General features: G+C 71.7%; 17 protein-coding genes. 12 read left to right on the top strand and 5 right to left on the bottom strand.

Features of this window, described 5'->3' with window-relative positions; genetic code table 11:
* Positions 1-100 precede the first annotated feature (100 nt).
* The 3 genes from MTDSW087_RS06000 (at position 101) to holA (ending at position 4,034) form a co-directional block, all read left to right on the top strand.
* Positions 101-2,302 carry a TonB-dependent siderophore receptor gene (locus MTDSW087_RS06000; RefSeq protein ID WP_144761526.1) on the top strand — a complete coding sequence of 734 codons (2,202 nt, stop codon included), beginning with the start codon at positions 101-103 and terminating at the stop codon, positions 2,300-2,302.
* Between the two features lie 144 nt (positions 2,303-2,446).
* Positions 2,447-2,992 (top strand): LPS assembly lipoprotein LptE, encoded by a 546-nt coding sequence (gene lptE / locus MTDSW087_RS05995; protein ID WP_144761523.1) that lies wholly within the window; start codon positions 2,447-2,449, stop codon positions 2,990-2,992.
* A 10-nt stretch (positions 2,993-3,002) separates the two neighbouring features.
* Entirely contained in the window at positions 3,003-4,034 is a 1,032-nt protein-coding gene (holA, locus tag MTDSW087_RS05990) for a DNA polymerase III subunit delta (protein ID WP_144761521.1), read from the top strand.
* A gap of 69 nt (positions 4,035-4,103) precedes the next feature.
* Here the strand turns inward: holA and MTDSW087_RS05985 are convergent, their stop codons facing one another.
* Genes MTDSW087_RS05985 through mnmG form a run of 4 tightly spaced genes read right to left on the bottom strand, consistent with a single transcriptional unit; the run spans position 4,104 to position 8,439 of the window.
* Positions 4,104-5,015, bottom strand: coding sequence for a ParB/RepB/Spo0J family partition protein (locus tag MTDSW087_RS05985; protein WP_144762028.1), 912 nt, complete (start codon positions 5,013-5,015; stop codon positions 4,104-4,106).
* Between the two features lie 57 nt (positions 5,016-5,072).
* Positions 5,073-5,930 (bottom strand): ParA family protein, encoded by an 858-nt coding sequence (locus MTDSW087_RS05980; protein ID WP_144761518.1) that lies wholly within the window; start codon positions 5,928-5,930, stop codon positions 5,073-5,075.
* Positions 5,927-6,559 (bottom strand): 16S rRNA (guanine(527)-N(7))-methyltransferase RsmG, encoded by a 633-nt coding sequence (gene rsmG, locus MTDSW087_RS05975; protein ID WP_144761515.1) that lies wholly within the window; start codon positions 6,557-6,559, stop codon positions 5,927-5,929. The genes MTDSW087_RS05980 and rsmG overlap by 4 nt, the downstream gene beginning before the upstream one ends.
* A complete protein-coding gene (gene mnmG / locus MTDSW087_RS05970) occupies positions 6,559-8,439 on the bottom strand; it encodes a tRNA uridine-5-carboxymethylaminomethyl(34) synthesis enzyme MnmG (protein ID WP_144761512.1) in 1,881 nt (626 codons plus the stop codon). Before mnmG ends, rsmG begins: the two co-directional genes overlap by 1 nt.
* 183 nt (positions 8,440-8,622) lie before the next feature.
* On the opposite strand from mnmG, the gene MTDSW087_RS29990 reads away from it, so the two are divergent.
* Entirely contained in the window at positions 8,623-8,772 is a 150-nt protein-coding gene (locus tag MTDSW087_RS29990) for a hypothetical protein (RefSeq protein WP_186383745.1), read from the top strand.
* A 29-nt stretch (positions 8,773-8,801) separates the two neighbouring features.
* Here the strand turns inward: MTDSW087_RS29990 and mnmE are convergent, their stop codons facing one another.
* Entirely contained in the window at positions 8,802-10,118 is a 1,317-nt protein-coding gene (gene mnmE, locus MTDSW087_RS05965) for a tRNA uridine-5-carboxymethylaminomethyl(34) synthesis GTPase MnmE (RefSeq protein ID WP_144761509.1), read from the bottom strand.
* 177 nt (positions 10,119-10,295) lie between these two features.
* On the opposite strand from mnmE, the gene bla reads away from it, so the two are divergent.
* The 8 genes from bla (at position 10,296) to lptB (ending at position 16,436) form a co-directional block, all read left to right on the top strand.
* On the top strand, positions 10,296-11,183 hold the full coding sequence (bla, locus tag MTDSW087_RS05960) for a class A beta-lactamase (RefSeq protein ID WP_144761506.1): 888 nt from the start codon (positions 10,296-10,298) through the stop codon (positions 11,181-11,183).
* 21 nt (positions 11,184-11,204) lie between these two features.
* A complete protein-coding gene (gene ybaK / locus MTDSW087_RS05955; RefSeq protein WP_144761503.1) occupies positions 11,205-11,678 on the top strand; it encodes a Cys-tRNA(Pro) deacylase in 474 nt (157 codons plus the stop codon).
* A 61-nt stretch (positions 11,679-11,739) separates the two neighbouring features.
* A complete protein-coding gene (locus MTDSW087_RS05950) occupies positions 11,740-12,105 on the top strand; it encodes a hypothetical protein (protein WP_144761500.1) in 366 nt (121 codons plus the stop codon).
* A 172-nt stretch (positions 12,106-12,277) separates the two neighbouring features.
* The gene (panC, locus tag MTDSW087_RS05945) at positions 12,278-13,135 is read left to right on the top strand and encodes a pantoate--beta-alanine ligase (RefSeq protein WP_144761497.1); all 858 of its coding nucleotides are present in this window, start codon (positions 12,278-12,280) and stop codon (positions 13,133-13,135) included.
* Between the two features lie 104 nt (positions 13,136-13,239).
* Positions 13,240-13,863 carry a ribonuclease D gene (locus tag MTDSW087_RS05940; RefSeq protein WP_144761495.1) on the top strand — a complete coding sequence of 208 codons (624 nt, stop codon included), beginning with the start codon at positions 13,240-13,242 and terminating at the stop codon, positions 13,861-13,863.
* Positions 13,864-14,122: 259 nt separating this feature from the next.
* On the top strand, positions 14,123-14,890 hold the full coding sequence (locus MTDSW087_RS05935) for a lipopolysaccharide-assembly, LptC-related protein (protein WP_144761492.1): 768 nt from the start codon (positions 14,123-14,125) through the stop codon (positions 14,888-14,890).
* On the top strand, positions 14,887-15,585 hold the full coding sequence (locus MTDSW087_RS05930; protein ID WP_144761489.1) for an LptA/OstA family protein: 699 nt from the start codon (positions 14,887-14,889) through the stop codon (positions 15,583-15,585). The genes MTDSW087_RS05935 and MTDSW087_RS05930 overlap by 4 nt, the downstream gene beginning before the upstream one ends.
* Before the next feature lie 8 nt (positions 15,586-15,593).
* The gene (lptB, locus tag MTDSW087_RS05925) at positions 15,594-16,436 is read left to right on the top strand and encodes an LPS export ABC transporter ATP-binding protein (protein ID WP_144761486.1); all 843 of its coding nucleotides are present in this window, start codon (positions 15,594-15,596) and stop codon (positions 16,434-16,436) included.
* Positions 16,437-16,701 lie beyond the last annotated feature (265 nt).

The raw sequence follows: 16,701 nt of genomic DNA, 5'->3' as shown, positions 1-16,701 counted from the left end.
TTTGAACTCTTCTAAGTGTGTGATTCATAACACGTTTTCGGGTTGATCGTGCGGGCATGACTCTGCATCCCTTGGGCTCCGCGAGAGCCCGGGAGCCCGCATGTCGATCACCCTCCGCCTCACCGCCGTCGCCTCGCTCGTGGCCGCCGGGCCGGCCCTCGCCCAGCAGGCGAATGTCCAGCTCGACCAGATCTCGGTGGAGGCCACGCGGCCGGCCGGGCCTGCGAGCGGCACCGGCGGCGGAGGCGGCGTCATCGGCGGCGACAGCGCGGCGACCAGCGGTGGGGGCGGCGGCCCGAGCGGCGTGGTCGGCTACACCGCCAAGGCGAGCCCCACGGCCACCAAGACCAACACGCCGCTGATCGAGACGCCGCAATCGGTGACGGTCGTCACCCGCGAGCAGCTCAACGATCGCAACGTGCAGGACCTCAACCAAGCGCTCGCCTACGCGCCCGGCACCTCCACGGACGTGTTCGGCTTCGATCCGCGCTTCGACGCCTTCTACATCCGCGGCTTCTCGGCGACCTATGACGGCGTGTTCCGCGACGGCCTGCGGCAGGCCGCGGTCGGCCTCGCGGTGCCGCGCATCGAGCCCTATGGGACCGAGGCGCTGACCATCCTGCGCGGGCCGGCATCGGGCCTCTACGGCCTCGGCTCGCCGGGCGGCATCGTCGACGTCACCACGAAGCGGCCGGTCTTCACCCCGTTCGGCGAGGTCTGGCTCCAGGGCGGCAACTACGACCGCTACCAGGGCAATTTCGATGTCGGCGGCCCCGTCGAGGGCTCCGACGGCACGATGGCCTACCGGCTCACCGGCATCGTGCGCCAGTCCGACACCTTCCTGCCCGGCGCCACGGACGACCGCGTCAACATCGCGCCCTCCTTCACCTGGAAGCCCTCGGCCGATACCAGCTTCACCCTGCTCACCGAGTTCCAGCGCTCGAAGCTGCCCGGCACCTCGGCCTTCTACAACTTCCCCGGCTTCGTGGTGTCGCGCCTCTACCAGGGCGACGGCGCCTTCAACGCCTTCACACAGCAGCAGTATCGCGTCGGCTACGCCTTCGAGCACCGGTTCACGCCGGACCTGATCTTTCGCCAGAACCTCCGCTACTACGGCGTCAACGGCGACTTCCCCTATGTCCAGATCGACGGGATCACCGGCCTGCGGGCGCAACGCTCCAGCGGCCTGTTCATCGAGGACCTGAGCTCGATCGCCGTCGACAACCAGCTCGAGGGCCGCTTCGTCACCGGCCCGGTGGCGCACACGCTGCTCGGCGGCCTCGACTACCAGCACTACGACTGGAAGCGGCTCGGCGGCTTCGGCACGGCGCCCGGCCTCGACATCGCGACCCTCAATTACGGGCGGCAGTTCATCCCGAAGCCGGCTTTGTCCCTGGCGGTGGACCAGTCCCAGGACCAGCTCGGCCTCTACCTGCAGGAGCAGGCGAAGTTCGACCGCTTCATGCTGACCCTGACCGGGCGGCAGGACTGGGTCTCGCAGCACTCGGCGAGCGGCACGCCGGGCGCGCTCGGCACGCCGACGACCCAGAACGACAGCGCCTTCACCGGCCGCGTCGGCCTGAACTACACCCTGGCGCCCGGCATGGTGCCCTATGCGAGCTACGCCACCACCTTCACCCCCCAGGTCGGCGCCGACGTGAACGGGCGGGCCTTCAAGCCGGCCACCGGCGAGCAGATCGAGGCCGGCGTGAAATACGCCATCCCCGGCACCAACATCACCGCGGCGTTCGCGGGCTTCGACATCCGGCAGACCAGCATCCTGCGCCAGGATCCGAACAACATCGCCAACCAGGTCGCCACCGGCTCGGTGCGGTCGACGGGCTTCGAGGCCGAGCTGATCGCCAACCTCGCGCCCGGCACCAACCTGACGCTGGCCTACACGCATCTCGACTTCCGCTTCACCCGCCAGACCTCGCTGGTGACCCGCCTGCCGATCGACGGCAACGCCCTGTCCGGCATCCCGGGCGACAGCTTCAAGGCCTTCGCGACCTACCTGTTCCCGCCCTCCTCGCCGCTGGCCGGGCTGACCATCGGCGGCGGCGTGCGCTACGCGGGCCCGAGCTTCGCCGACGACGAGAACACGGTGCGCAACCCCACCGTGACCCTGTTCGACGCTCTGATCGCCTACGACTTCGCGGCCCTCGACCCGAAGTACAAGGGCTTCCGCGCCCAGGTGAACGCCTTCAACATCTTCGACCGCGACTACACCAACTGCCAGGCTGGTTTCTGCTACCGCGGCGCGCCCGCGACGGTGATCGGCAGCCTGATCTACCGGTGGTAGGGGCGGGGGCATCCACGACGGAGTGGCCTCTCGTTCACCACGCTCCTGCCGCAGAGAAATCGTAACGCTTGTGCCTCATGCTGATGGCGCGGGCACCGCCGCGCGCGTAAAGAGCGGATCGGGATGCGTCTGGGACAGGCACGGATGAGGCATCGGGCAGGATTCGGTCTCCGGGCCGCGGGCAGGCTTGCCGGCGTCGCAGTGCTGGCGCTCGGCCTGTCGGCCTGTTTCCGGCCCCTCTACGGACCGACCGCCTCGGGCGAGTCGATGGCCACCCTGCTCGCCGCGATCCAGGTCGACGACGTCAACACCGCCCAGGGCCAGGAGCGGCTTGGGCATTACCTGCGCAGCGAGCTGATCTTCGATCTCGACGGCTCCGGCCAGCCCGCGCCGAAGCGCTACCACCTGAAGCTGCAGGGCAGCGAGGTCGTGCAGACGCCGATCGTCTCGACGCAGACCGGCCGCGCCGAGGCCGGCACCCTCGTCGGCACCATCCGCTACAGCCTGGAGAGCCTCGACGGCGCCAAGGTGATCACCGAGGGCGTGGCGACCTCTACCGCGACCTATGACCGCTCGGTGCAGCGCTTCGCCAGCCAGCGCGCGGCGCGCGACGCCGAGATCCGCCTCGCGAAGGTGCTGTCCGAGCAGATCAAGACCCGTATCGCCTCGGTCCTCGTGGCCCGGCCGTAGGGCAGGGCGCGTGACCGCCGTCAAGGCGCATGAGGCGGAAGGCCTGATCCGCCGCGGCCCCGACCCGCGGATCCCCGTCATCCTCGTCTACGGGCCCGATACCGGGCTCGTCACCGAGCGGGCCAAGCGCCTCGCCGAGAGCTTCGTGACGGATCCGGGCGATCCCTTCGCGCTGGCGAAGATCGACGGCGACGTGCTGGCCGGCGATCCGGGACGACTGGTGGACGAGGCCGGCACGGTCGGCCTGTTCGGCGACAAGCGCGCGATCTGGGTCCGGCCCGGCAGCCGCAACTACGCGCCCGCCGTCGAGGCCGTGCTGAAGGTCGAGGTCTCGGGCACGCGCATCGTGGTGGAGGCGGGCGACCTCGCGAAATCCGCCCCCTTGCGCACCCTGTGCGAGCGCTCGCCGAAGGCACTCGCGATCCCCTGCTACCCGGACGACGAGCGCGCGCTCGGCGAGTTGATCGACCGGACGCTGCAGGAGCACGGCCTGCGCATCGCGCGCGAGGCCCGCGAGATGCTGAGCCAGAGCCTCGGCGGCGACCGGCGCGCCAGCCTCGCGGAGATCGAGAAGCTCGCCCTCTATGCCAAGGACCGCGGCAGCGTCGGTCTCGACGATGTCGAGGCGGTGGTGAGCGACGTGGCGCCGAGCGTGCTCACCACGCTGATCGATGCGGCCTTCGCCGGACGGGCCGGGGAGGTCGAGCGCGACTATCGCCGCTTCCGCCACGAGGGGCTCGACCCCTCGATGATGCTGGGCTCCGCCCTGCGGCATGCCCTGCAATTGCTGGCGAGCCGGCTGGAGGGGCCGGACAAGAGCCCGAGCCTGCTGGTGGCGGGCTGGCGCGGCCTGCATTTCCGGCGCAAGGCCAGCGTCGAGGCGCAGCTCGCCCGCTGGAGCCCGGCGGCCCTGCGCCAGGCGGTGCAGATCCTTCAGGAGGCGGTGCTGGCCTGCCGCCGCGCCGAGCCGAACCTCGCCCACGCCCACGCCTCGGCCGCGCTCCTGCGCATCGCCGCGGAGGCCGCCCGGCGCGGAGCCTGAGAGCGGGGTAGGCCAGGGCTCCGCCCTGGACCCGCCAGAGGGATGATCCCTCTGGACTCCCGGATCCTATCAGCCGTTGTCGATCTCTTCGTCCGAGACGCGGAAGCGCCGGCACAGGGCGTCGAGCTCCTGCGCCGTCTGGTACCGGATGCGGATCTCACCCTCGTTCGGGTTCTTCGCCTTGAGGCTGACACCGACGCCGAGCGCCCGGGCCATCCGGCGCTCCAGGCTGCGCATCTCCTCGCTCCGCTCGGCGCTGCTGCGCGGGCGGCCGGGGCGGGGGCCCTCGGCCTCCGGCGCCTCGACGGCGGCCAGGGCCTCGACCTCGCGGACCGAGAGCCCCTCCTCCACGATGCGGCGTCCCACCGCCTCGGGATCGCGCACAGCGAGCAGCGCCCGGGCATGGCCGGCGGTGAACTCGCCCGCGATCACCCGGTCCTGCACGGCGGCCGGCAGATTGAGCAGGCGCAGGGTGTTGGCGAGGTGGCTGCGGCTCTTGCCGAGGATCTCGGCGAGCTCGCGCTGCGTGTAGGCGAACTCGCTCATCAGTCGCTCGTAGCCGGCGGCCTCCTCGATGGCGTTGAGGTCGGTGCGCTGGACGTTCTCGAGGATCGCGAATTCGAGGGAGGCGCGGTCGTCGATCTCGACCACCACCACTGGCACCTCGTCGAGCCCGGCGCGCTGGGCGGCCCGCCAGCGACGCTCGCCCGCCACGATCTCGTAGGCGCCCGGCACGTCGGGGAGGGGGCGGACCACGATCGGCTGGATCAGGCCGCGGGCCTTGATCGAGGCCGAGAGTTCGTCGAGGTCGGTCTCGACGAAGCGGCGGCGCGGGTTGCGGGGATTGGGGCGCAGGAACTCCACCGCCACCTTGCGCTGCGGCGCGGGCGCCTTCTCGCTCGCGGGCGCGGCGTCCCCGAAATCGCCGATCAGGGCTGCGAGCCCTCGCCCCAGCCGAGGCCGTGGTGCCTCATCCGCCATGCCGTCCACCTTGCTACGCAACACGCCTCAAACCCTGTTCGCTTCCCGCGCGGCCGTTCAGGCCGCCTCCGGCACCCGGCCCTCGCGGCGGATCACCTCGGAGGCGAGGCGCAGATAGGCCTGGCTGCCCGCGCATTTCAGGTCGTAGAGCAGCGCCGGCTTGCCGTGCGAGGGCGCTTCGGAGATCCGCACGTTGCGGGGAATCATGGTCTCGTAGACCTTCTCGCCCATGAAGCTGCGCACATCCGCCACCACCTGGTTCGATAGGTTGTTGCGCGGATCGAACATCGTCAGGACGATGCCCTGGATCGTCAGGCGCGGGTTGAGCGCGCTGCGCACCTGCTCGACCGTGCGCAGGAGCTGGCTGAGGCCTTCCAGGGCGAAGAACTCGCATTGCAGCGGCACCAGCACCGCGTCGGAGGCGGCGAGCGCGTTGATGGTGAGGAGGTTCAGCGAGGGCGGGCAGTCGATCAGCACATAGGTGATGCCTGCCGTCTCGGGCGCCGTGGCGACATCCTTGAGGACGTTGCGCAGGCGGTGCGCCCGGTCGGGGCTCGAGGCCATCTCCAGTTCGAGGCCGAGCAGGTCCATGGTCGAGGGCGCGATCGAGAGGCGCGGCACCGCGGTCGGCACCACGGCCTGGGCGAGGCGCGCCTCGCCGGCCATCACCTCGTAGGTCGAGACGTTGCGCTGGCGCCGGTCGATGCCGAGACCCGTCGAGGCGTTGCCCTGCGGGTCGAGGTCGATCACCAGCACCTGCTCGCCGATGGCCGCGAGCGCCGTGCCGAGATTGATCGCCGTCGTCGTCTTGCCGACGCCGCCCTTCTGATTGGCCAGCGCGAGGATCCGCAGCGGACGCTTGGTCACGGCGGACGGCGCCGGTTCGGCCGGCGGAGGAGGGGCGTGGCTTGTCATGATTGTTTGGGCACGAGGGCGGTGACGCGGACGATCCGGGCCGCCGACTCGGTTCGGCTCGGAACGAGGTCGTGGGTGACTGTCCACCGGGCGGCGGCCTGGGTCAATTCCGCATCGACGTCCCGGCCCTTCGGAAACAGGCCGGTGGTGCCGGTTTTCAACAGCGGCTCCGTCCAGGCGAGGAGCTGGTCGAGGGAGGCGAGGGCGCGGGCGCAGACGATCTCGATGCCCTCGAAACGCGGGATCACCGTCTCGATGCGGGCGTTGTGGACCCGCGCCCGGGCGCCGGTGAGACGGGCCGCCTCGGCGAGGAAGGCGCATTTGCGCGCGTTGCTCTCGACGAGATCCACCGTCACATCGGGCCCCCCGGCGATGGCCAGGATCAGCCCGGGAATGCCGGCGCCGGAACCGAGATCGAGCCAGCTCTTCGCCTGCGGGGCCAGAGCGAGAAGCTGGAGCGCGTCGGCCACGTGGCGCGTCCAGACCTCGGCGAGGGTCGCCGGCCCGACGAGGTTCTTCACCGATTGCCAGCGCCGCAACTGCTCCACGTAGAGGTCGAGCCTCTCTGCGGTTTCACGTGAAACACCGGCTTCCGCAAGCACCCGGTCGCGGTCATGGTCGCGGGCCATCAGGCGCGGGCTGCCGCGTGGCCGCCGCGCCGCGCATGGGCCGCCAGCAGCGTCAGCGCTGCCGGCGTTACGCCCTCGATGCGCGCCGCCTGCCCGAGCGTGCCCGGCCGCACCGCCTCCAGCTTCAGCCGCATCTCGTTCGAGAGGCCGCTGATCCGGCCATAGTCGAGATGGGCCGGCAACTGCACCGCCTCGTCCCGCCGGAAGGAGGCGATGTCGGCCTGCTGCCGGTCGAGATAGACCGCGTAGGTGGCATCCGTGCGCAGGCGCTCGGCGACCCGCGGCGACACCTCCGCCAGCTCCGGCCAGACGGCGGAGAGGCGAGCCCAATCGAGTTCCGGATAGGACAGGAGCTGGAAGGCGCTGCGGCGGATGCCGTCCTGGTTCAGCTCGATCCCGTGGGCGCGCGCCTGGGTCGGGGTGAGGCTCAGGCCGTCGAGCCGCGCGCGCGCCGCGGCCAGCTCGGCCTGCGAGTCTGCGAAATGCGCGGCCCGCCGCGCGCCGACGCAGCCAAGGGCGAGGCCGCGCCGGGTCAGCCGCTCGTCGGCATTGTCGACGCGCAGGCTCAGCCGATACTCCGAGCGCGAGGTGAACATGCGGTAGGGCTCGCTCACCCCGTGGGTGACGAGATCGTCGATCATCACGCCGAGATAGGATTCGGCGCGGTCGAAGCTGGCCGTCTCCTGGCCGCCCGCCGCGCGTGCCGCGTTGAGCCCGGCGACGAGGCCCTGCGCCGCCGCCTCCTCGTAGCCGGTGGTCCCGTTGATCTGGCCGGCGAGGAACAGGCCGGGCAGGCGCTTGGCCTGCAGCCCGGTATCGAGTTCGCGCGGATCGACGTAATCGTACTCGATGGCGTAGCCCGGCCGCAGGATGCGCGTGCGTTCCAGGCCCGGGATCAGCGCGACGAGTTCATGCTGGACCGCCTCGGGGAGGGCGGTGGAGATGCCGTTCGGGTAGACGGTCGGGTCGTCCAGGCCCTCCGGCTCCAGGAAGATCTGGTGGCCCTCGCGGTCGCCGAAGCGCACCACCTTGTCCTCGATGGAGGGGCAGTAGCGGGGGCCGCGGCTGCTGATGCCGCCGGAATACATCGGCGAGCGGTGCAGGTTCGCCCGGATCAGGTCGTGCACGGCCTGCGTCGTCCGGGTGATGCCGCAGCGGATCTGCGGGGTGGTGATCCGCTCCGTCAGCGTCGAGAAGGGGACCGGCTCGGCATCGGCCTCCTGCATTTCCAGAGCGGCCCAGTCGATGGTCGTGCCGTCGAGGCGCGGCGGCGTGCCGGTCTTCAGCCGGCCGAGGCGGAAGCCGAGCCGGTCGAGGGTGCGGGCGAGGCCAATCGCGGGCGCCTCGCCGACGCGGCCGGCCGGCACCTGCACCGCGCCGATATGGATGAGGCCGCGCAGGAAGGTGCCGGTGGTCAGCACCGCCGCGCCGCAGCGCAGCACCTGCCCATCGCCGAGCACGACGCCCGCGACGCGGCCGGTCTCCACGAGGAGATCCTCGCACGGCGCCTCGACCACCTGGAGCTTTGCCGTTTCGGCCACCGCCGCCTGCATCGCTGCGGCGTAGAGCTTGCGATCGGCCTGGGTGCGGGGGCCGCGCACGGCCGGGCCCTTGCGCCGGTTGAGCAGGCGGAACTGGATGCCGGCGGCGTCCGCCACCCGGCCCATCAGCCCGTCGAGGGCATCGACCTCGCGGACGAGGTGGCCCTTGCCGAGGCCGCCGATAGCGGGGTTGCACGACATCGCGCCGATGGTGGCGGCCGCATGCGTCACCAGGGCGGTGCGCGCGCCGCAACGGGCTGCGGCCGCAGCAGCTTCGACGCCGGCATGGCCGCCGCCGATGACGATCACATCGAAGGCGCTGGACTGGATGAGGGGCATGCGCGTGATTACGCGCCGGGGCGCCGCGTCGTCAACGCGATCCCGACTGCGAGGGGGCGCTGCGGCTGTGTCCGCTGAAGCGCGGCATTGTCCTTGCTTGACCGATCGGCCAGGATGGCGGTGCCGGCCCGTCTTTCGGTGCTGCACCGCGTCGGCGTCCTGTGACTTGTCAGGAGGGCGGGCATGCATCTGGTTTCGATCGGTCTGGGTACGCTCTGCGTCGCCGGTGGCGCGATTGCACATTTCACCGGCAGGTCTGCGCGCGGAGAAGGCGCCCTCGGCCTTGCGGCTCTCGGCTTCCTGCTCACGGGCATGTTCCTCACCCGGAGCTGAACTGGCCCTGTTTCACGTGAAACAGGCGCCTATTTCCCGATGCAGAAACTGCTGAACAGGCGATCGAGAACATCCTCGACGCCAACGCGGCCACTGATCTCGCCCAACGCCCGCGCGGCCATCCGCAGATCCTCGCTGACCAGTTCAGGCAGGGTGCCGTCCGCCGCCGCGAGGACGCGGTCGAGATGCACGAGGCAGCGCACCAGTGCCTCCCGGTGCCGCTCCCGGGTCACCACCGCGTCGCCGCTACCGAGGGCGGTTTCCGCGCGCTCCTGAACGATGCCAAGCAAGGTATCAAGGCCGAGGCCGGTCCGGGCGGAGATCCGGACATCCTCCCGCACGTTGGCTGCCGGCCCCTCCAGATCCGCCTTGGTCCGGATCCGGACGAGGGGCACGTCCGGGAAGCCGGTCTCGGCCTCGTCCCCATCGGCCAGCAGCAGCACGAGGTCGGCCTGGGCGATGCGTCGGCGCGTGCGCGCGATCCCCTCGGACTCGATCGCATCCGCCGTCTCACGCAGGCCGGCCGTATCCACCAGGAGCACCGGCAGGCCCCCAAGATCGAGCCGGACCTCGATGGCATCCCGCGTCGTCCCCGGTACGTCCGAGACGATGGCGGCGTCGCGACGGCTGAGCGCGTTCAGAAGCGTCGACTTGCCGACATTCGGCGCACCCGCCAGCACGACGGTGAAGCCGTCCCGAAGCCGCTCGCCGCGCCGCCCATCGGCCAGTGCCGCAGCGATCTCTGCGCGCAGGGCGGCGACCCGGCCGAGCAGGGCCGCGTCGAGGGCCGCATCGTCCACATCGCCCTCGTCGGCGAAATCGAGGGCGGCTTCCGCGGCGGCGAGGCAGGTCAGCGCCTCCTCGCGCCACGCCTCCACCTGCCGGCCGAGGACGCCGTCGAGCTGGCGCAGGGCCTGGCGCCGCTGCGCCTCGGTCTCGGCCTCGATCAGGTCGGCGATGCCCTCGGCCTCGGTGAGGTCCATGCGGCCGTTGAGCACCGCGCGCCGCGTGAAGGCGCCGGCCTCCGCCGCCCGGCAGCCCGGCAGCCCGGAGAGGACGCGCAGCACGCCCGCCCGCACCGCCGCGCCCCCGTGGAGGTGCAATTCCGCCATGTCCTCGCCGCTGAAGGTCTGCGGCCCCGGCATCCAGCAGACCAGGGCCTTGTCGAGGACGGCACCGTCGGCCGGATCGCGCAGGCTCCGCAGCGACAGCCGCCGCGGCGGGGGGAGGGGGCCGGACAGCGCGTTAAGCACCGCGGCACAGGCCGGCCCGCTGAGCCGCACGACGGCGACGGCCGCGCGCCCGAACCCGCTCGCCGGCGCGAAGATCGTGCTCTGATCGCTCATCCCAACATCTGCCGTCATGCGCCGTCACACGCCCGTCTCAGCCGTGCGCTCTAGCACGGCATCCGCAGGCCGCGCGAAGCCGGCCCCTGACCGATGGCCCAAGCGGTGCCATGATGGGGCCGCTTCGCAGCGCGGGACCGACACCGTTCCCGCGGGCCGCAGGAGGATCCAGGCGCCATGTCCGACCCGACCCGCCGCCATCTCTGCCTGGGCCTGGGGACGGGCCTCGCAGCCGCCGCCTGGCCATTCCGCGCCGCCGCGGAGGAGGATGCGCAGGCGCGCCTCCTCGCCCTCGCGCGCGGATTCAGCGGGCGCCTCGGCGTCGCCGCGCGGGATACCGGCAGCGGGCGCGGCCTCGCCCATGCCGCCGACGAGCGCTTCCCCCTGTGCAGCACCTTCAAGCTCCTCGCTGCCGCCGCGCTGCTCGCCCGGGTCGAGCGGGGCACGGAGACACTGTCGCGGGCGATGCCCTATACGGCGGCCGACCTCGACAGCTACGCGCCCGTCGCGCGCCGCCGCCTCGAGGCGGGGGAGGGGCCGATGCCCCTCGGCGAAGCCTGCGCCGCGGCGCTGGTCTGGAGCGACAACACCGCGACGAACCTCGTGCTCCGGGCGCTCGGCGGGCCGGAGGCCCTGACCGCGTGGCTCCGCCAGATCGGCGACGCGAAGACCCGGCTCGACCGCTGGGAGCCGGAGCTCAACACCGCGATCCCGGGCGACCCGCGCGACACCACCACGCCCGCCGCGATGCTCGCCACCCTGGAGCTCGTCCTGCTCGGGCCGGTGCTGACGCCGGAGAGCCGTGCCCGCCTCGCCGGCTGGATGATGGAATCCCGCACCGGCCTGAAGCGGCTGCGCGCCGGGATCCCTGCGACCTGGACGGTGGGCGACAAGACCGGCTCGGGCGCCAACGGCACGGCCAACGTGGTCGCGATCGTGCGGCCTCCGGGGCGTGCGCCGCTCCTCGCGGCGGTCTACATCACGCAGACCGACGCGCCGGAGGCGGTGCGCGACTCGATCCATGCCGAGGTCGGGCGGCTGGTCGCCGCCCTTGCCGAGGCCTGAACCCGTCAAGACGAGACATCGATGGCCAAGGCCACGCCCGCCACCCGCGCCCTGGACAAGGCGGGGATCCCCTACAGCCTCCACGCCTACGCTTACGATCCGGACGCGCCGCGCATCGGCCTGCAGGCGGCCGAGGCCCTCGGCGTCGGTCCGGACCGGGTGCTCAAGACCCTGATGGCCGCGGTCGACGGCAAGCCGGTCTGCCTCCTCGTCGCGTCGGACCGCGAGGTGAGCATGAAGCGCGTCGCCGCCGCCTTCGGGGGCAAATCGGCGGCGATGCTGAAGCCTCCGGAAGCCGAGCGGCTCACCGGCTACCACGTCGGCGGCATCAGCCCCCTCGGGCAGAAGCGCACGGTGCCGACACTGATCGATTCGGGCTCCCTCGACACGGACGAGGAGATCCACGTGAATGGCGGCGGGCGCGGATTGCAGATCCGCCTGCGCCCGGCCGATCTCGTGGCGGTCCTGCAGGCCCGCACCGCCGCGCTGGCCTGAGATCCGCTAACGCCCGGTTTACCAAGTCCCGACAAGGGTTGCCTCTCGGCGGGAGCGGGACATGGGCGCGACGGTGGGACGGAGCTTGCGCATCCTCGCGGCGGTGATGCTGATCGCCCCTGCGCCCGCGGGCTCCGCCGATCTGCTCGGCGACGCCTACGGACCGCCCCGCTACGCCGTGCCCGCGAGCCCGCCGCGCTACTTCCCGCGCAGCGACGGCAACGAGCGGATCGTGCGCCGGGCGCCGCCTCCGCCCGTCGCCCCCGGCTGCGTCCCGCGGCGCGTGCCCGTCCCCACCAACGCCCCCGACGATCCGAGCTATGTCGGCTCGGCCTACGGGCTGTCGCGTCCGAGCTATTACGGGCTGACGCCGCCGCCGGGCATCGACGATCCGTTCGGCCGCGCGCTCCTGCCGTACTGTCCCTGACGAGCGGGCTGGCGCGCGGGGGAGTGAGGGATTGGAGCGCTCTCAAGCCGAAGTGGACGCCGGTTCGGCGAGAAGAGAGCGCGTCAAAACAAGGGCCTGGAGACGTTCCCGATTGCAACGCGATCGGGAACGGCTCTAGACCGGCGCGCCGTCCCCGCCCGGAGCCCGAGCCTTGAGCAGCGCGCAGCCGTCCCCCTCTCCGCAGCGCATCAGCGACATCGCCGAGATGCGCACCCAGGTCGCGGCCTGGCGCGCGTCGGGCGAGCGCGTCGCATTGGTGCCGACCATGGGCGCGCTGCACGAGGGCCATCTCGCCCTGGTGGCCGAGGCGCGCCGGATCGGGCGGGCGGTGGTCAGCATCTTCGTCAACCCGACGCAGTTCGGGCCGAACGAGGATTTCGCCCGCTACCCCCGCGACGTGGAGAGTGATCTCCGGCGCCTCGGCGCGGCCGGCACGGACGCGGCCTGGACACCGGAGGTCGCGACCATGTATCCGCCGGGCTTTGCGACCCGCATCGAGGTCTCGGGCCTGACCGAGGGCCTGTGCGGCGCCTTCCGGCCGGGCCACTTCTCCGGCGTCGCCACGGTGGTGACGAAGCTCCTCGGCCAGGTCCGTCCGGACGTCGCCCTGTTCGGCGAGAAGGATTACCAGCAGCTTCAGGTGGTCCGCCGCGCGGTGGAGGATCTCGACCTCGCCGTCGAGATCCGCGGCGTGCCGACCCTGCGCGAGGCGGACGGCCTCGCGCGCTCCTCGCGCAACCGCTACCTCGAGCCGGCCGAGCGGGCGCTCGCCCCGAACCTGCACGCGGTGCTGAGCGCGGTCGCCGCCGCCTGCCGCACCGGGGCCGCGACCGCCCCGGCCATCGCCGAGGGCATCGCGACCTTGGAGGAGGCGGGCTTTCAGGTGCAGTACCTCGCCGTCTGCGATGCCGCGACCCTCGCGCCGCTGGAGCGCGTCGCGGGCCCGGCCCGCGTGCTCGCCGCGGCCTATCTCGGCCGGACGCGCCTCATCGACAACGTCGCGGTCTGAGAGCGCGCTGCACCGAAGCGGACAAGGGTCCTTGTCCACCCGCGGCGGCGGTGCTACCGGCAAAAAACCCCGTTCCCGCAAGCACCTGCCGAAAAGACGCCCCGATGCCGAGCCCGACCGTCCGCCTCCACCGGGGCGACCTGCCCGAGGGCTATCAGCCCGGCCCGGCCATCGCCATCGATACCGAGACGCTCGGCCTCAACCCGCACCGGGACCGGCTCTGCGTGGTGCAGGTCTCCACGGGCGACGGCACGGCCGACGTGGTGCAGATCCCGCGCGAGGGGCCGGAGCCGGTGGTGCTCAAGCGCGTCCTCGCCGACCGGAACGTCCTGAAGATCTTCCACTTCGCCCGGTTCGACCTCGCGGTGCTCTACCACCGGCTCGGCGTGATGCCGGCGCCCGTCTACTGCACCAAGATCGCCTCGAAGCTCGCCCGCACCTATACCGACCGGCACGGCCTGAAGGACGTGGTCCGCGAGACGGTCGGCATCGACCTGTCGAAGCAGCAGCAATCCTCCGACTGGGGCGCGGAGATCCTGAGCCAGGCGCAGCTCGACTACGCGGCCTCCGACGTGCTGCACCTGCATGCCGCCCGCGAGCGCCTCGACGCCATGCTGGCTCGCGAAGGCCGCACCGATCTCGCCCGGGCCTGTTTCGATTTCCTGCCCGCGCGCGCCCGGCTCGACCTCGACGGCTGGCCGGAGACCGACATCTTCGCCCATACCTGAGCGGCTACGCAATCCGCACCCGGGGCACCGCAGGCGTGCGCCCGCGCACCGCCCGGACGCGCCCGTCATGCGGGTGCGCGTGTCATCTCTCGTGGTATGGTTGAACCTTCGGAAACACTTAAGCCATAACTTCGCCATCGGCCGAGCGCATGCGGCCCGTCTCGGCCGCTGCCATCGGCATGCGGCCCCGGGCCGGCTTCGTGCCGATTCGGACCGTTCCTCTCTCGCGGGCGCCCCCGGGCCGCCGCTGGGACATGTCATGCAGGTGCTCGACGCGATCGGCACGAATGGGGCCCCCGCCGGCAGCGCGCGGCGCACGCGTGCCCATGCCCGTGCCCATCGCCACAGCGCGCGCGTCCGCCTGTTCCGCCGCCTCATCCCGGTGGCCGCGGGCGGCGCCGTGATCGCGGTGGCGGCCCTCGTGCTCAACCCCTTCGCGGCCTCGCTGCCCGATGTCAGCGTCGGCCCCGTCACCCTGTCCGGCACCAAGGTGCGCATGGACAATCCGCGGCTCTCGGGCTTCCGCAAGGGCGATCGCGGCTACGAGGTCACCGCGAATGCCGCCCTCCAGGATATGCGCAAGCCGAGCCTGATCGAGCTCGAGACCATGCGCGGCCACATCGCCACCGACGACAAGGGCGGCCTCGCGCGGCTGGAAGCCGCCGCCGGCCTGTTCGACACCGCCCGCGAGACCCTCGACCTGAGCCGCGACATCCGGATCTGGACCGACAAGGGCGAGGAGGCGCGGCTCAAATCGGCGGCCGTGAACTTCAAGGCCGGCAGCGTCGCCTCCCAGGAGGCCGTGACCGTCACGGTGCCCAGCGGCTCGGTGGTGGCCGACAGCCTCGACGTGGTGGAGAACGGCCGCGTCATCTCCTTCATCGGCAACGTGCACACCGTGTTCCATCAGGACCCCGACAAGCCCGCCCGCGCGGGCAAGAAGACCGACGAGGCGGGCCCCACCGTCGATAGCGGCGCCCTGCGCCTGCTCTCCTCGGCGGCGGAGCCGGGGGAGGGCCAGCCGTGAGGTGTCTCGGTCCCACCCTGCTCGGCCTGCTCCTGCTCGCCACGCCCGCGCTCGCCGCGCCCGCGGCCCAGAAGGAGAGCAATCCCTTCGGCTCGATGGGCGGCGGCAAGGAGCCGATCAAGATCGACGCCGACCGGCTCGACGTGTTCGACCGCGAGAATAAGGCGGTGTTTGCCGGCAACGTTGTTGCCGTTCAGGGCGACAGCACCATCCGCTGCTCGACCATGACCGTGCATTACAAGCGCGGCAAGGAGAAGGACGGCGAGGCGGACAAGCCGCCCGAGGCCAGGCCCGAGAACGGCATCCAGAAGGTCGAGTGCGCGGGCCCCGTCACCGTGGTCCAGAAGGACCAGGTGGCGACCGGCGACAATGCGGTGTTCGACCAAGCGGCCAAGCGCATCGTGCTCACCGGCAACGTCGTGCTGAGCCAGTGCCAGAACGTCACCCGCGGGCAGCGCCTCGTCTACGACATGAATACCGGCCGCGCGAACATGGACCCGGTGGCGGGCGGGCGCGTCTCGGCCATGTTCGTCCCCGGGGAGAAGACCGAGGCGAAGGGCGCCAAGGCCACGGGCTGCGCGCAGCCCGCGGCGGCCTCCCGCGGCGCGCCGAAACCCGCCGACAAGGCGAACGACAAGGCCGTCGACAAGCCGGCGGATCCTCAGGCCGCCAGGGCGCGGGCGCAGGCGAATTGAGCGGCGCCGTGACGTTCGATCCGGGGCACGACCCCGCCCCGCCGGTCGCCGTCGCCCGGCCGTCGCTCCTCGGCCGCCTGCTCGGCCGCGGGCGGGCGGCCGCCGAGGCCGCCGATGCCGAGGGCGGCCCGGGCGTTCTCAGCGTGCGTGGCCTGCGCAAGAGCTACGGCGCCCGCACCGTGGTGCACGAGGCCGGCCTCGTCGTCCGCACGGGCGAGGCGGTCGGCCTGCTCGGGCCGAACGGCGCCGGCAAGACCACGATCTTCTACATGATCACCGGGCTGGTGCCGGCCGACCGCGGCCATATCAGCCTCGATGGCCTGCCGATCACGCAGCTGCCCATGTATCAGCGGGCGCGCCTCGGCATCGGCTACCTGCCCCAGGAAGCCTCGATCTTCCGCGGCCTCACCGTCGAGGACAATATCCGCGCCGTGCTGGAGGTGGCCGAGCCCGACCGCAAGGAGCGGGCGCGCAAGCTCGAATCGCTGCTCGAGGAGTTCGACATCGCGCGCCTGCGCAAGTCGCCCTCCATCGCGCTGTCGGGCGGCGAGCGGCGGCGCTGCGAGATCGCCCGGGCGCTCGCCTCCTCGCCGACCTTCATGCTCCTCGACGAGCCCTTCGCCGGCATCGACCCGATCGCGGTCGGCGACATCCAGGACCTCGTGAAGCACCTGAAGCAGCGCGGCATCGGCGTGCTCATCACCGATCACAACGTGCGCGAGACGCTCGGCCTGATCGACCGCGCCTACATCGCCCATTCCGGCCGCATCCTCACGGAGGGCACGCCCGAGGAGATCGTGGCGAATCCGGAGGCGCGCCGGCTCTATCTCGGCGAGGATTTCCGCCTCTAGAGCGCTCTCGAGCCGAACTGGATGCCGGTTCGGCGCGCGAGAGCACGTCGGAACAGCGGCCCTGGCGTCGCCCGCCGTACCTTCCCTTCCAAACCGACGCCCCGGCGGCTGCTTATTGCACGCAAGCCTTCCTTAAACGAAGTTGCGGAAGAGTGCGGCGCAGGTGCCTCACTCCGGCCCGTTCCGCGGAAAACCCGAGCCCGCCGCTTTGACGCGCAGCCGGGAAGAGGCTAAAGCTAACCGAAGACACAAGCAAGAAGCGTGC

The organism is Methylobacterium dankookense (assembly GCF_902141855.1).
Lineage (GTDB): Bacteria > Pseudomonadota > Alphaproteobacteria > Rhizobiales > Beijerinckiaceae > Methylobacterium > Methylobacterium dankookense.
Note: the sequence above shows the minus strand (reverse complement) of the source record. Positions and strands in the feature narration are given on the sequence as shown.